12 protein-coding genes are annotated in these 15,124 nt (G+C 71.8%); 4 read left to right on the forward strand and 8 right to left on the reverse strand.

The window, feature by feature from the left end:
* Window positions 1-94 precede the first annotated feature (94 nt).
* The 3 genes from ACFYTT_RS03585 to ACFYTT_RS03595 all read right to left on the reverse strand — a co-directional run bounded on the left by ACFYTT_RS03585 (window position 95) and on the right by ACFYTT_RS03595 (window position 2,945).
* Window positions 95-1,321 (reverse strand): epoxide hydrolase family protein, encoded by a 1,227-nt coding sequence (locus ACFYTT_RS03585; RefSeq protein ID WP_387257526.1) that lies wholly within the window; start codon window positions 1,319-1,321, stop codon window positions 95-97.
* A gap of 51 nt (window positions 1,322-1,372) precedes the next feature.
* Window positions 1,373-1,825 (reverse strand): peptide-methionine (R)-S-oxide reductase MsrB, encoded by a 453-nt coding sequence (msrB, locus tag ACFYTT_RS03590; RefSeq protein ID WP_131053221.1) that lies wholly within the window; start codon window positions 1,823-1,825, stop codon window positions 1,373-1,375.
* A gap of 88 nt (window positions 1,826-1,913) precedes the next feature.
* Window positions 1,914-2,945: a fatty acid desaturase family protein gene (locus ACFYTT_RS03595; protein ID WP_387257528.1), complete on the reverse strand. Its 1,032-nt coding sequence runs from the start codon at window positions 2,943-2,945 to the stop codon at window positions 1,914-1,916.
* Window positions 2,946-3,054: 109 nt separating this feature from the next.
* Here ACFYTT_RS03595 and ACFYTT_RS03600 point away from each other — a divergent pair, with 109 nt between their 5' ends.
* Together ACFYTT_RS03600 and ACFYTT_RS03605 are read left to right on the forward strand one after the other, a co-directional pair.
* Entirely contained in the window at window positions 3,055-4,362 is a 1,308-nt protein-coding gene (locus ACFYTT_RS03600; protein WP_387257529.1) for a sensor histidine kinase, read from the forward strand.
* Window positions 4,314-4,949, forward strand: a complete 636-nt coding sequence (locus ACFYTT_RS03605) for a response regulator transcription factor (protein ID WP_131053219.1) — start codon at window positions 4,314-4,316, stop codon at window positions 4,947-4,949. Before ACFYTT_RS03600 ends, ACFYTT_RS03605 begins: the two co-directional genes overlap by 49 nt.
* A gap of 98 nt (window positions 4,950-5,047) precedes the next feature.
* Here the strand turns inward: ACFYTT_RS03605 and ACFYTT_RS03610 are convergent, their stop codons facing one another.
* From ACFYTT_RS03610 to ACFYTT_RS03625, 4 genes are all read right to left on the reverse strand, one after another.
* Window positions 5,048-6,673, reverse strand: coding sequence for a cellulase family glycosylhydrolase (locus ACFYTT_RS03610; protein ID WP_236145731.1), 1,626 nt, complete (start codon window positions 6,671-6,673; stop codon window positions 5,048-5,050).
* 238 nt (window positions 6,674-6,911) lie between these two features.
* A complete protein-coding gene (locus ACFYTT_RS03615; protein WP_387257530.1) occupies window positions 6,912-9,047 on the reverse strand; it encodes an Hsp70 family protein in 2,136 nt (711 codons plus the stop codon).
* A complete protein-coding gene (locus ACFYTT_RS03620; RefSeq protein WP_387257533.1) occupies window positions 9,047-10,948 on the reverse strand; it encodes a dynamin family protein in 1,902 nt (633 codons plus the stop codon). Before ACFYTT_RS03620 ends, ACFYTT_RS03615 begins: the two co-directional genes overlap by 1 nt.
* Window positions 10,949-10,983: 35 nt before the next feature.
* Window positions 10,984-12,717 carry a dynamin family protein gene (locus tag ACFYTT_RS03625; protein ID WP_387257535.1) on the reverse strand — a complete coding sequence of 578 codons (1,734 nt, stop codon included), beginning with the start codon at window positions 12,715-12,717 and terminating at the stop codon, window positions 10,984-10,986.
* 172 nt (window positions 12,718-12,889) lie between these two features.
* On the opposite strand from ACFYTT_RS03625, the gene ACFYTT_RS03630 reads away from it, so the two are divergent.
* Both ACFYTT_RS03630 and ACFYTT_RS03635 read left to right on the forward strand, forming a co-directional pair.
* Window positions 12,890-13,774, forward strand: a complete 885-nt coding sequence (locus ACFYTT_RS03630) for a hypothetical protein (RefSeq protein ID WP_387257537.1) — start codon at window positions 12,890-12,892, stop codon at window positions 13,772-13,774.
* Between the two features lie 91 nt (window positions 13,775-13,865).
* Entirely contained in the window at window positions 13,866-14,417 is a 552-nt protein-coding gene (locus tag ACFYTT_RS03635) for a hypothetical protein (RefSeq protein WP_176093798.1), read from the forward strand.
* On the opposite strand, the gene ACFYTT_RS03640 is transcribed toward ACFYTT_RS03635, so the two are convergent.
* A complete protein-coding gene (locus tag ACFYTT_RS03640) occupies window positions 14,414-15,124 on the reverse strand; it encodes a Crp/Fnr family transcriptional regulator (protein ID WP_131053622.1) in 711 nt (236 codons plus the stop codon). The two genes, ACFYTT_RS03635 and ACFYTT_RS03640, sit on opposite strands and share 4 nt — an antisense overlap.

A 15,124-nucleotide genomic window follows, 5' to 3' on the forward strand; every position in this document is an offset into this window, starting at 1 on the left:
GCGGGGTCTGCGCATGACCGGTGATCCGGCGAACGGGAGTATGCGCGTGCCCGGTGTCCGAGGACACCGGGCACGACGGTGGTGCGACTGCCGTCTAGCGCAGCGGCCGGAAACCGGCGCGCAGTTCCTCGGCGAAGGCCATCGGCCGTTCCCAGGCGGCGAAGTGCCCGCCCCGGTCGAGCCGGTGGTAGTAGACGAGGTTCGGGTACGCCTGCTCCACCCAGCTACGCGGTGCCTCGTACAGCTCGTCCGGGAAGACGCTCACCGCCACCGGCACGCGTACGCCCTTGGTGGCGAAGAACGAGAGTGCGTTCTCCGCGTAGAGCCGGGACGACGAGACGCCGGTGTTCGTCAACCAGTACAACGTGATGTTGTCCAGCACGTCGTCCCGGCTGAGGCCGCCGGGCCTGCCCGCGAAGACCCGCGAGATGAGGTCCAGACTGCGCGCGTCGTGGTCGAGCAGGAACGCGGCCAGGCCGACCGGCGAGTCCGCCAGCGCGGTCAGGGTCTGCGGCCGGGTGCCCATCATGAGGGCGTACGCGACGTGCTTCCACACGAAGTTCAGTTGCTCGCAGGCGCGCCGTTCCTCGTCGGAGAGGTTCGACGGCAGCGAGCCGAGGGCATCGTTCGCCCCGCTCATGTCGGACTGGAACAGCTTGTCGAGATCCGCCGGTACGGCTCCCGGCATGTTGGTGTGGATCCCGGCCAGCTCCGGCGGTGCCTGGACCCCCATCAGGTCCGAGATGATCGCGCCCCAGTCGCCGCCCTGGGCGACGAAACGGTCGTACCCGAGGCGCCGCATCAGCTCGGTCCACGCGCTCGCGATGTGCTCCGGACCCCAGCCCGGCATGGTCGGCTTACCGGAGAAGCCGTGCCCGGGCATGGACGGGATCACCACGTGGAAGGCGTCCGAGGCGCTGCCGCCGTGGGCGGTGGGATCGGTCAGCGGGCCGATGACCTTGAGCTGTTCGATCACCGAGCCGGGCCAGCCGTGCGTGATGATCAGCGGCAGCGCGTCCTCGTGCTTCGAGCGGACGTGGATGAAGTGGATGTCCAGTCCGTCGATCTCGGTCATGAACTGCGGAACGCTGTTCAGCCGCGCCTCGACGCCACGCCAGTCGTACTCCTGCTCCCAGTAGCGCGCGACCGCCTGGATCGTGGCGAGCGGCACGCCCTGCGACTGGTCGTCGACGGTCTCCTGCTCCGGCCACCGGGTGGCGGCGATCCGGCGGCGCAGGTCGTCCAGCTCCGCCTGCGGGATCTCGACCGTGAACGGCCGGATCTGCGTGGTACGCGGTCGGGCTTCGGTCTTGACGGCCATCTCTGCCTCCTTCTCCCGCTCTCGCGGGTGTACGGGAGTCGTCGGACGGGGTCAGCGCCGTGCGGCGAATCGGTCGAGGTACGCCCCGTAGCCCTCGCGCTCCAGGTCGTCGCGGGGCACGAAGCGCATCGCGGCGGAGTTCATGCAGTAGCGCAGCCCGCCGGTCTCGATCGGACCGTCGTCGAATACGTGGCCGAGGTGGCTGTCGCCGTGCGCGGACCGGACCTCGGTGCGGGTGACGCCGAGGCTGCTGTCCGGGATCTCGACGAGGTTCGTGGACTCGACCGGCCTGCTGAACGTCGGCCAGCCGGTGCCGCTGTCGTACTTGTCGACGGAGGCGAACAGGGGTTCACCGGACACCACGTCGACATAGAGACCGGGATCCTTCTTGTCCCAGTACTCGTTGGCGAAGGGCGTCTCGGTCGCGGCCTCCTGTGTGACCCGGTACTGCTCGGGCGTCAGGTTCGAGACCTTTTCGGGGTTCTTGCGGTAGTCCTGAGACACGACTTCTCCTCCCGGCGGGCAGTGCCCGGTGGTCGGGGAATCTCCGAACCCGCTGCCTACCCGGCCTGCCTCCGCCTACGCCACACAGTCACCGGGAGGCGTACGCGGCCCGGGCGGGGGCACCCACCTCGTGCAGGTGTCGCAGCGCCTGCCGGTACGAGTCGACCAGGCCGGTCTGCTCGTAGTGAACCCCGATCTCGGCGCAGTACGCCTGCACGATCGGCTGGGCCCGGCGCAGGTTGGGCGTCGGCATGGCGGGGAAGAGGTGGTGTTCGATCTGGTAGTTCAGGCCGCCGAGTGCCGCGTCCACCAACCGGCTGCCGTAAACGTTGCGCGAGGTCAGCACCTGCTTGCGCAGATAGTCCTCGGTGCCGGTCGGATGCGGCATCCCCTTGTGGTTGGGCGCGAAGGTCATCCCGAGATAGACGCCGAAGAGCGCCTGGTGCAGCAGCAGGAAGGCGACGGCCTGCGGCGGGGTCAGCACGAGCAGCAGGGCCGTGAGGTAGCCACCGGCGTGCAGGAGAAGCAGGGCGGTCTCCACAGCGGGTCGCTTCACCGTGCCGTCCCGCAACGCCTTGACGCTGGACACCTTCAGGCTGACGGCGAGCAGGGTGAGCAGCGGGAAGAACAGGACGCCCTGGTGCCGGACGACGAATCCGCGCAGCCCGCGACGGCCGACGGCCGACTCCGCGGTCCAGACGAGCACCTCCGGGGCCACGTCCGGGTCGAGATCGTCGTGATTGGGGTTGTTGTGGTGGCGGGTGTGCTTCTCCATCCACCAGCCGTAGCTCATCCCGACGCCGAGGTTGCCGGCGACCAGCCCGGCGACCGCACTCGGACGCCTGGTCCGGAACACCTGGCGGTGTGCCAAATCGTGTGCCACGAGCGCGACCTGGGCGAACGTGACGGCGAGGAAGACCGCGGTGATCATCTGCCACCACGACGAACCGAGGGTGACGAAGGCCGTCCAGCCACCGACGAACATGAGCCCGACGACACCCAACCTCAGGGCGTAGTAGAGGGGCCGGCGTCGCATCAACCCGGCATCGGTGATCCGGCGGGACAGGACGGCGAAATCGCTGCCGCTCGTCGGGCGCGGCGGCGTCGTGGCGGTCGTCATGGTCCCAGCAGACCGCACAGGGGACGCCCCCGTCAGGAGTTCTGCCCCCACCCTACGACGGGGTGCTAGCACCACCGAGAAGCGGCTGACACGCAGGCACAATGTGACGATGGACCGGGTCGACGGCGACGAGCGGGCGTACGCGTGGGCGTGGCGGGGCCTGCGCGCCGTACTCGCCGGTCTGGCCGCCGTCGGTCTGGCCGTGACCAACCTCGTGCTGCTCGGCGTCTCGCTGGTGGCACTGGCCCTGGTCCCGGTGCCGTTCCTCGGCATGGCGTTGCTGCCGTGGACGATGACGCTGGTCCGCCACCGCGCGGATCTCGAACGCCGGCGGGCCACCCGCGCCGGTGTCCCGGTGTCCCGGCCCTACCGTCCGCCCCCGGCACGCGGCGTCCCCGGCGGGTGGCGGCGGTTCCGCTGGATCGTCACGGACCCGGCCACCTGGCGCGATCTCGCCTGGCTCCTGCCCGGCGCGGTGGTGTCCACCGCCCTCGGTCTGATCTCGCTGGCCGTGCCGCTCTATGGCGTCATGGGCCTGACGTTGGTGCCGGTCTGGATCTGGCTCGGCACCGACTGGTACGGCTACGGCCTCGTCTGGTCGGTCGACAATGCCGTGGAAGGGCTGGTCTGTGTGCCGCAGGGCGTCGCCATCCTCGCCGGTGGGCTCTGGTCGGCCCCGTGGCTGCGCCGCGTCGACGGGTACTTCGCCCGGCTGCTGCTCGCCCCGACCAAGGCCGCGGAGCTGCGACTGCGCGTCACCGAACTGACCGTCACCCGGGCCGACACCGTCGACGCCCAGGCCGCCGAGCTGCGTCGCATCGAGCGTGACCTGCACGACGGCATCCAGGCTCGCCTCGTCTCCCTGGGCATGATGATCGGCCTGGCCGACGAGCTGATCGACCGTGACCCGAACGCGGCTCGTGAGATGCTCGCGGAAGCACGGGAGTCCAGCGGCACCGCCCTGGTCGAGTTGCGCCATCTCGTCCGGGGCATCCATCCGCCGGTGCTGGCCGAGCGCGGGCTCGACGGCGCGGTGCGGGCGTTGGCGCTGGGCCTGCCCGTGCCGATCACGGTCGATGTCGACCTGCCCGGCCGACTCGACACCCCGGTCGAGTCGGCCGCCTACTTCGCCGTGGCCGAGACGTTGACCAACCTGGTCCGGCACAGTCGGGCGCGGACCGGGGCGGTGTCCCTGCGGCACTCCGACGGCACGCTGACCATGGTGGTCGCCGACGACGGGACCGGTGGTGCCGACCCGGGCGCCGGTTCCGGCCTCCGGGGTATCGAACGCCGTCTGGCCGCCTTCGATGGCACGATCACCGTGTCGAGCCCGGCCGGAGGGCCCACCGCCGTCACCATGGAGCTGCCGTGCGCGTTGTCATCGCCGAGGACCACGCACTCCTCCGGGACGGGTTGACCCGGATCCTGCGGGCCTTCGACTTCGACGTCGTCGCGGCCGTCGACAACGGCCCCGCCCTGCTGCCGGCGCTGGTCAGCCTCCGGCCCCAGGTGGCGGTCGTGGACGTGCGGCTACCGCCGACGTTCACCGACGAGGGCCTGCACGCCGCAATCGCCGCCCGTACCCGGATCCCCGGTCTGCCGATCCTCGTGCTGTCCCAACACGTCGAGCCGTTGTACGCCCGGGAGTTGCTCAGCACACCGCACGGCGGCGTGGGCTACCTGCTCAAGGACCGGGTGTCCCACGTCGGCGAGTTCGTCGACGCGGTCCGCCGGGTCGCCCAGGGCGGGACCGCGATGGACCCTGAGGTGATCTCTCGACTGCTGGCCCGCCGGGAGCCTCTCGCGGTCCTCACCGTCCGGGAGCGGGAGGTGCTCGGCGAGATGGCCGAGGGCCGCTCCAACGCCGCGATCGCCGGCAAGCTGCACATCACCGAGAAGGCCGTCAGCAAGCACATCAACAACATCTTCACCAAGCTCGACATGCCGCCCTCGGACGACCACAACCGGCGGGTCCTCGCCGTACTGGCGTACCTCAACCCCTGACGGGGTCGACGTTCCGTCTCAGGCGTCCGGTCTCCACCGACGGTCACCGTCCGCGACGGCGGGGCGGACCTCCGGGCCGCCCCGCCGCACGTCGGTGGTCAGCTGGTCGGGAAGTTGTCCGGGGTACGGATCCGGTCGCGTACCCAGACCCCGGCGGGCTTGAGGACGCCGGTCCCGGTGTACGAGCTGCCGCCGCAGGTGCCGGTGAGGAAGACGGCACCGCTGCGGAAGTCGTCGGAGAAGTTCCAGTTCACCCAACTGATCTTCTTGGTGGCCATCAGGTCCAGGTACTGCTGGGCACGGGTGAAGTCGTTCGCCCCGTCGCCGGAGGCGGTCTGGGTGCCGAACTCGGTGACGAAGACCGGCAGCCGGTCGGCGGTCCGGGACAGCGCGTTCAGGTACGTCGTGCCGTGCGAGGCGGCGTAGAAGTGGAAGGTGTACATGATGTTCGAGGCGTTGACCGGGCTGTTGACGATCTCGGTCTCCGAGGAGCCCTCGGAGAGGCCCAGCGACGACCAGGCGCGGGTGCCGACCAGCACCACGCCGTCGGGGTCCTGCGCCCGGATGACCGGGATGATCTGCTCGGCGTAGCTCTTGATCGACGCCCAGCTCACCCCGTTGGGCTCGTTGGCCACCTCGTACAGGATGTTGGTCTTGTCCTTGTGGCGCTGGGCGATCTCGGTGAAGAAGGTGCGCGCCCGGGCCAGGTTGTGGTTCGGGTCGCCCGGGGTGAGCATGTGCCAGTCGACGATGGCGTACATGCCACGTGCGGTGGCCCGTTCGATGTAGTCGTGCACCCGGTCGGTGAAGCCGCGCGGGTCGGTCTCGTAGCCGCCCTCCTGGATGTACATGGAGATGCGCAGCACGTCGGCGTTCCAGTCGTAGGCGAGCGCGTCCAGCGAGGCGTTGTTGACGCACTGCGAGTACCACTGGATGCCGTGGGTGCTCATGCCGCGCAACTGGATCGGTCGGCCGTACTTGTTGCAGAGCTGCACGCCGCAGACCCGCAGCTGACCGTTGATCGAGGCGGGGGTGCCGGTCACCGTGCCGGGTGCCGTGGTCGCGGTGACCGTCGTGCTCGCCGCCGAGACGTTGCCGGCGGCGTCGCGGGCCCGGACCGAGAAGGTGTACGCGGTGGCGGGGCTCAGGCCGCCGACGGTGGCGGTGGTGGTGCCGACGACGCTGGTGGCGAGCATGCTGCCACGGTAGACGTCGTAGCCGGCGACCCCGACGTTGTCGGTCGCGGCGTTCCAGGCCAGCGCCACGCTCGACGTGCTGGTGCCGGTGACCCGGAGGTTGCCGGGCACGCTGGGCGCCTGGGTGTCGGCGTTGCCGCCGCGGCACGAGCCGCCGTTGACGGTGCAGTTGGTCGGCGTGCCGCTGCCGGAGACGATGAAGCCGAAGGTGGTCGACGCCCCGGCGGCCAGGGTGCCGTTCCAGGTGCGGTTGGTGAAGCTGTGCCGGTTGCCGCTGCTGGTCAGCAGGGCGTCCCAGTAGCTGCCGAGCGTGGATCCGGCCGGCAGGTCGAAGTCGACCCGCCAACTGGAGATGGTGGTGGCGGTGTCGTTGCGGACGGTGAAGCGGGCCTCGTAGCCGCCACCCCACTCCTGGACCTTGGCGAAGTCGGCGGTCGCGGCCTGTGCGCCGGGGGCGGCGACCAGGACGCCGGCCATGGCGAGTGTGGCGGCGAGGACTCCGGACACCGCAGTACGCAGTCTGGACATTCCACTCCCTCTGTCGTCGTGGGGTAGCTGCCGACACGCGTCGAAACAGGACTGTAAAGATGTCTTACAGTCGGGTCAACCCGTCGACGACGATCCATGTAGACCGTGGCGCCCGTTCGCACCTGCACGTGTGGCCGCCGGACGCGTCCGAACCCGTTCGACACCGCGTCTTCCGTGACGGGCGGCGCGTGCACCCGGAGAACCGTACGCATCTTCGCCGCCGAGGCCGGGCCGGACGCTACCGGCCCTCCTGCCCAGCGTCGGACCAGGTGCTGATCCGGACGACCAGGTCGTGTCCACCCGTGACGAGGGTGCGCGGGCCGGCGAAGGCCACACCGTGCACCACTCCGGCGTGGTGGATCCGGCTCACCTCCCGGCCCTCCGGCACCGTCCACACCCGTCCGGTGCGGTCGTCCCCGGCGGTGCCGAGCAGGCGACCCCGCGATCCGAACGCCACCGCCAGGACCCCGCCGTCGTGACGGACGGAGACGACGCGGTCACCGGATGCGGTGTCCCAGACCACGGCGGTGCCGTCGTAACCGGCGGTGGCGAGCAGTGTGCCGTCGGGGCTGAAGGTCACCGCGTTGACCCAGTCGTCGTGTGGCAGCAGCCGCAGCGGTCTGCGTTCTGCGACGCTCCACACCTCGGCGCCCCGGCGTCCGGCAGCCGTGGCCAGCAGCGAGCCGTCGGGATGGAAGGCGACTCCGTGCAGGCGGTGCGAGCCGGCGAACGTGGCCAACCGGCGTCCCGACCGGCTGTCCCAGAGCACGGCGGTCTGGTCGTGGCTGGCGGTGGCGAGCAGTGTGCCGTCGGGGCTGAAGGTCACCGCGTCGACCCAGTCGTCGTGGCGTACCCGCAGCAGTTGGTCACCGGTGACGGCGTCCCAGACGCGGGCGGTGCCGTCCCGCCCCGCCGCCGCGATCCGGGCACCGTCGGGGGTGCAGCAGACGCCGCTGGCCGCATCGTCACCGGGGCCGAGGCGACGACGCCAGCGCAGCCGGTCGTGGCGCAGATCCCAGAGCTGCACCTCGCCGGGCGAGCCGGTCGCCAGGGTGGCACCCGCGCCGTCGACCGCCACCGCATAGACCCGGCGTCCCACCGCGATCGTCCGTGGGTCGGTCCGGCCGTGCTGGTCGACGCCGGACGGCGTCCCACCGCCGTCGGGCCTGCGTCCACCGTCGGGTGTGGCGGTCGTCGGCGCGGCGGCGGGCATCGTGGCCTGGCCGGGGCCGGGCCTGGCGGAGAAGGCGCGGCGCGCCGACCGTCGGGTGTCGGGCGTGGGTCGGGCGGCCAGCAGCGCCGCACCGTACGCGACGGCCAGTTCCGGTTCGGCGGTACGCAGGACCGGCCGTCCGGTGTGCCCGGACAGGGTCCGCCCGACCGAGGGCATCCGGGTCGGTCCGCCCACCGGGACGATCCGGTCGATGTCGGACCATCGCAGGCCCAGGTCGTCGAGAAGCCGTTCGCACTCCGTGATGGTCTCCCGCAACGCCGGCCGGACCAGCTCGTCCAGCTCGTCGCGGGTGAACGTGAACGTCGTCGGCGGGTCCAGGTCGGTGAGATCCGCCGAGTGGGTGGTGACCGTGGAGAGCCGGATCTTGATCTGCTCGCAGGTGTCGCGCAACTGAAGCCGGCGGGGCAGCAGGTCGAGGTCGGTGGTGTCGGCGAACAGGTGGGCGCACCGGTCCGGGAACCGCTGGCGGATGTGGGCCAGCAGCATCCGATCGATATCGGTGCCGCCGAGGTCGGGGATGGCACCCGGTCGACCCAGCACCTCGAATGCGCCGTCCGGGCCGGTCTGCGCCACCGCGCAGTCGAACGTGCCGCCGCCCAGGTCGTAGACGAGCGCGGTGACCTGCGCCGGCAACGTGGTGTCGGCGAAGGCGTACGCGGCGGCGGCCACCGGGTCCGGCTCCAGCCGTACCGTGGCCGGGTCGAAGCCGGCGACGCCGGCAGCGGTGCGCATCAGGTGCCGGTTGTGGTCCTCCCAGCTTGCCGGCACCGTCACGACGACCCGCTCCGGTGTGCCCGCGACCGTCTCGGTGGCCTGCTCGCGCAGGAAGCGCAACACCTCGGCGGTCAGTTCGTGCGTGGTGAGCTCGCAGTCCTCACCGAGTGCCCACGGGATCGGATCGGCGAAGTCCCGTTTGAAGCGGCATCGGTAGTGCTGCGGGCGGAGCCGCCCGGCGTGCTCGGCCACGGCGCCGACCGCGAGCGTGCCGTCGGGCAACAGGCACACCGCCGACGGCACGGTGGGTACGTCGGGCCGCCCGGCCGGGTCGCGGGCCAGGACCGGCTCCCCACCGGGGCGGCCGATCACCAGCGCCGAGGTGGACATGCCGAAGTCGACGCCGTAGACGAGGCCGCTCGGCATCACGGTCGCCGTTCGGGCTCGTCCGTCGGGCGGGTCAGGTCGTCGGCCCGGTCCCGGAGCCGGTCGAACTGCTCCTGCAGGCCGGCGAAGACGGCCACCCGCGCGTTGAGTTCCGCGATCCGTTCCGCCCGCTGGAGCTCGTCACGGGCCCGGGCGGCAGCCAACCGCCGTTCGGTGGCGGCGTACGACTCGCTCTGCGCCGCCACGTGGTCCTCCAACGCCTGGGCCAGCGCGTCGACGTAGTCGTTGACCTGGTACGTGAACTGCCGTTCGGCCCGTCGACGAGAGGATTCGATCATCGGGATGACGCGGTCGCGTAGCGCCGCCACCTGCTCGTGCCGGCGGCGGTGCTCGGCCTGGAGCTGGGCCTCCTGCCGCCCGGCGAACCAGCCGGTGATCTGGCCGACCATGCCACCGACGATGCCGCCGAGCAGGGTGCCCACGATCGGGATGACGCTGCCCGCCACCGCGCCGATGGCGGCGCCCGCCCCGCCGTACGCCATGCTGCCGCTCCACCCCGTGCGGAACGTGGCGAAGCGGGTGGGCTGGCTGCTGCGCGTCGGATGCACGTCGCCCACTCTGGGGGCGGTGACGAGGTCGGCGCCCTGCGGGAGGTCGACGACGACGGATAGGCGTTGCGCGTACCGGCTCGCCAGGTGTTCGGCGGCCATCCGGAGTTCCCGTTGGGCGCGTTGGCCCGCGTCGACGATCTGGTGCGAGATCCGGCGGGCCAGGGCGTTCGGGTCGGAGACGGCCTCGTCGGTGCCGAGGCTGCGGCGGAACTGTTCGGCGATCTGGTCGAAGTCCACGCCGAGCTGGTCGCGTACATCGCGGGCGGCCATCTCCATGTCACCACGCAGGCCCCGTCGCCACCCCTGGGTCTCGGCGCGGAGTCTGTCGGCTTCGGCCCGGGCCTTCTCGATCTGCGTGCCCAACTCGTCGAGGGTGTCGTCGACCAGCGCGGTCAACTCGGTCGCGAGTGGAGCGATGGCGTCGTCGAGCAGGGTGGTCACGGCGTCCGCGGCCCGGACGACCTGCCGGGCACCGCAGGTGGCCGCGAGGGCGCCCCACAGCTCGCGTTCGAGGGCGGGGAAACCGGATTCGGCGAGCAAGTCGGGGTCGTCGTCGGCCAGCGCGGCGTTCTTGCGGTAGGCGGAGACGGCGGCCACCCGCAGCTCCTCCTCGGGTACGCCGGCCACCGCGGCGATGCGGGCGCGGGCCGCCGCCACCACGGGCTGGGGTTCGACGACCTTGTCGGTGCAGGTGATCGCGACCAGGACGGTCGGACACTGGGTCAGGGCATGGGTGAGGAACTCCAACTCGGGTGTGCCCAGCGGCTCGACCGCCGACGAGACGAAGACCAACGCGTCGGCCTGGGGGAGGAACGCCCGCGTCGCGGCCGTGTGCGCCGGGTTGAGGCTGCCGATCCCGGGGGTGTCGACGAGCACCAGGCCGGAGCGCAGCGGCTCCAGCGGCAGCCCGATCTCCACCAGGCTCACCCGGCGGGTGTTGTCCGGGTTCGCCTGCTCGGTCACGAACTCCGTGATCTCCTCCAGCCGGACCGGTCGCGACGTGGGGGCGGCCGACGGGTCGTCCGGGTCCTCGGCGAAGTAGACCACCGCCTGTTCCGCCTCGGCCCAGTGCAGGGCGGTGACGGTCGCCGTGGTGACGTCCAGGTCGACGGGGAAGAGTCCGACCCGTTCCACAAGTGCGTTGAGCAGGCTGGACTTGCCCTGCCGGAACTCGCCGCACACGACCACGTGGTAGCGGCCGGCCGCCACCCGCTCGCGTTCGGCCGTGAGCATCCGCGCGGCGGACTGTGACAGGTCGTCGGCGAGGACGACCTGGACGTGGTCGAGGAGGGAGACGGTGTCCTGCCGGAGTCGGTCGAGCGTGTGCACTGCGATCACCTCTCAGAGGGCCGGGTGGTGGACGATCATGTGCTGGCCGCGGTGGACCACGCCGGGTCCAGCCGAGGCGGCTGGTCCAGGTCGTCCACGTCGGAGAGCAGGCGCAGCGCCTGGCGGGCCCGGTGGGCGATGTGTTCGTGGCACCGTCGCATGGTGCGGACGGCTCGCGCGGTGGGCCGGTCGAGCGTCGGATCCTGCTCCCGGGCCGCCCAGGCACGAGCCCGCTCCCGGGCGCGGTCGAGGACGAGCCGAGGCGCGCTCTCCTCGGGCAGGCCCAACCGGGCAGCGCAGCTGGTGCCGTGCTCCCCGGTGACGCGCAGCAGTTCGGCCGACTCCGGCGCGGTGAGCGTCACCTCGCCGTTGTAGAAGGCCGACAGGGTCCGCAGCTCGGCGAAGGCCGGCATCCAGGCGCGGAGCCGCTCGACCGCGGCGGCGACCTCGCCCACCGGGGTGGGCACCGGCGGGCCGCCCCGCTGAGCGGTCAACCGGATGCGCGCCACCTCCCGGTCGGTGTCGCGTAACCCGTGGTCGAGCTTGAGCAGCGTGGACCGGTTGCCGAAATGACTGACGATCAGGTCCTCCAGGGCGCTGACCCCACTGTCGGCACGCAGCCGGTCCCGGATCTCGGCAGGGGTGAGACCGTCCCGGACGTACCCGCAGGCACGGGTGACGCCCCAGACGCCGAGGTGTTCGGCGAGCACCCGACGTTCGGCGACCGGCAGGGTGATGCCGTTGAGGTGCGGCGCGTGGGCGAAGCGTCCGGCGTCGGAGGCGTGGCGGGCGACCCGTCGCGGGTCGCCGGTCGCGAGTTCGGCCAACCAGTTCAGGTGCGCGTCGGTCAGGGTCTGCCCGCCGATGCCGAGCAGCCCCGAGACGGGCAGGATGGTGTAGAACATCCGCCGCATCCGGGGCCGGCGAAGATGGTCGTCGGCCAGGGCCCGCGCCGCGACCATCGGGTCGAACGTCATCGGGTCGGGGCTGCCGGGCAGGTCGGCCATCGGCGGCCAGAACTGGTCGCACCGGGTGAGCACGCCGAACGCCCGCAACGGCGTGACCGCGCCCCCGACATCGCCCAGGAAGTCCTCCAGTGTCGCCTTGTCGGTCTGGTGCAGGGCGCGGCTGAACAGATAGAGCACGGCGTCGGCGCGGTCCAGCTCGGCTGCGCTGTCGTGGTGCACCTCCCGGGCGGTGCGGCGCAGGGCGTCGAGTGTGGAGCCCACGGCGCCGCCGTCGGTCGGCACGAGCCCGAGGAACTCGCTGGTGTTCGCCGAGTCGACGCCGTGGACGCTGCCCAGCCCGGGGGTGTCGACCAGCCGGAACCGGCGCAGCAGGTCGTGCGGCAGCCCGAACTCCACCTTCCGGATGCGCCGCAGGTGTGCCAGCTGCGCGGGATCGCGCACGGTCAGTTCACGCAGCCGCTCCGGCGGTAGCTCGGTCGGCGTCGGATCGTCGCGGTAGTGGACCCGGACGGTGGGCACCGGGGCGTACCGCAGCTCGTTGACGGTGAAGGTCAACTCCAGTTGGCCGGTGGCCGCGACCGGCGTGCCGAGGAGCGCGTTGACGAGCGTCGACTTGCCGCGCTTGATCTGGCCGACGACGGCGACCCGCATCGGTTGGGACAGCCGGTCACCGGCCTGCCGCAACAGGTCGGCCAACGGGTCGAGTGCCGGTCCGCCGGTCCGGGCGAGGGCGGCGCAGCGCGCCAGCTCCGTCAGCACGGAGCGCGGCGGCGGGTACGGGGGCACGACAGTGGTGGACATGGACCTGGCCTTCCGGGTCACGATGCCGGTCGCGTCGAGGCTAGGTCCGTCGGCGACGGCTGTTCCGGTCATACGACGGCATCTGGCGTGGTCAACCGGTCCGACAATGGCCGTGCCGCGGCGCCGGTCCGGTGTGGTGGGTCCCGCCCGGCGCCCGAGAGGAGACGGAGACATGGTCCTGCAGGGGAACTTCGTCCGCAGACTGCTGATGGCGGTCGACATCGAGAAGTACAGCCGGCGTACCGCGGCGACCCACTACGACGCCCAGGTGCGGCTGCTGAGGATCGTGCAGTGCGCCTGCCGCTACGCGCGGATCCGCCAGGTCGAGCCCCAGGAGAGCGGCGACGGCCTAATGCTGGTGTTCCCGCCGGGGCTCAACGAGGCCCGCGTGGTCCCGGCGCTGATCCGGGGCTTCCGGCACGGGTTGTCCGAGAACAACCGTGACCCGGGTGAGTTCGGGCCGATCCGGGCCCGGATGGCGATCGTGGAGGGTGCCACCGCCCGCAGCCCCAACGGCTTCGCCGGTCCGGCCTCGATTCTCGTCAACGACCTGGTCGGCGTCCCGGTGCTGAAGCGGAAGCTGGCCGACGCCCGACCGGACAGCGATCTCGCGGTCATCGTGCCGCACGCCCTCTACGCGGATCTGGTCAGCCAGAACTATCCCGGACTGACCCGGGAGCACTTCTCGCGCGTCGCGCTGACCCTGCGCGAGGAACCGGTGGTCGCCTGGGTCTGCCTTCCGCCCGCCGGGCCGGCACCGGACCCGTACGGTCCGGAGATCCGCTGGGACGGGGTCGCCACCGTGCTCACGGTCTCCGGGCTGGCGACCGTCGCCGCCGAGTTGGCCCACCGCTACCGGGCGGCCTCGACCGCCGGTGGGCGTACGGTGGTCGCCGGCGGTCACCACACGCGTCGCGGTGACCACGACGGTTCCGACCGGCTGGACCCCGACCATCCGAGCCACCCGGACGACGTCGACGAGCCGCGCCACGACGTGGTGCTCCATGACGACCTGCACCACGACGACCTGCACCAGGACGACCCTCCGCATCCGTGACCGGCGGGTACGGCCGGACGGGTGGTGACGTTTCGTGTCGATGCCATCACCTGATGTCGATCGGTCGGCGTGTCGGTGGTGTGCTGTCGACATGACCGGCCTACCACCGACGCCACCACCCGACCCGCCCCTGACACCCGCCGAGGAGATCGCCGTCGCCGGCACCATCAACGCCTCGTTCCAGGTCGCCACACAGCAGGCGGACAGCAAGGTCAGCATGTTGCTCGTGGTGCACTCCGGCATCGCGGTGGTGGTCTCCACCCATCTGCGGGAGGCGGTCGCGCTGGTCGCCTCCGGTGGGGCGGCCGGGCTGACGGCCGTACCGCTGCTGGCAGCCGTGATGGTCGGGTTCCTGATCTCCGGATACCACCTCATGCAGGGACTGCGTCCACGGCTGACCCCGCCGGCGCCGGACAACCGGTTCGCGTTCCCGGCGGTTGCCACGGGCGCCCTCGGCGGGCCGGAGGCGCCCGCAGCCGGCGTGGCCTCCGGCCGGTTGCGTGTGGAGGCGTGGGAATCGGCCCGGCGGCTGGCGGAGATCGCGATGGTGAAGAACCGGCACGTGGTCAGGGCGCTGAACTGGATGGCGCTGATGGTGCTGGCGGCGCTGGCGGCGATGACCCTGGTGACCCTCGCCGGTTAGGGCGCGATGGTCGTCGCCACGATCCGCAGCCGCCCCGCGTCCGTGATCACCACTCGCCGGTAACCGACGGTCACCGCGCCGTCGCGCTTGAGCCCGGCGAGCGCCCGCTGCACGCTCGGCTCCGCCGCGGCCACCAGCTCGGCCAGGTCCGAGTGGCTCAACGGCACGTCGACGAGGATGCCGTCGCTGACCGGGCGGCCGTAGACCTCGCCCATGTGCACGAGCAATCGGGCGATGCGGACCCGCACCGGGTCGCCCCCGACGTCCACCCGGTGCCGGTTGGCCATCCGCAGCTTGGCGGTGACGACCCGGCGTACCGCCTCGGCGAGGCGGGGATGCTCGTCGAGCAGCCGGCGGAAGTCCGCGGCGGGGGTGACCCGTCCCGAGGCGGGCGCCGCCGCCACGACCGACGCGGACCGTGGACCACCGTCGAGGACGGCCAGTTCACCGATGAGGTCACCGGCGACCCGGACGGCGAGCAGGGTGGGGTTGCCGTCCGCCTTCGAGCCGAGCACCCGGACATGCCCGCGCAGCAGCAGGATGGCCGCGGTGCCGGTGTCGCCCTCGCGGATGATCAGGTCGCGGGGCCGCCACGACCGGGGACTGCCGGCCGCCAGCATCACCGCGCGGTCGTTCTCGGCCAGCCCGGCGAGGAAGCTGCCGGCCGGCCACGCGCTGCTGCGGGCGGATCGTTGTTCGGGGATCAC

The organism is Micromonospora sp. NPDC003816 (assembly GCF_042874705.1).
Classification (GTDB): Bacteria; Actinomycetota; Actinomycetes; order Mycobacteriales; family Micromonosporaceae; genus Micromonospora.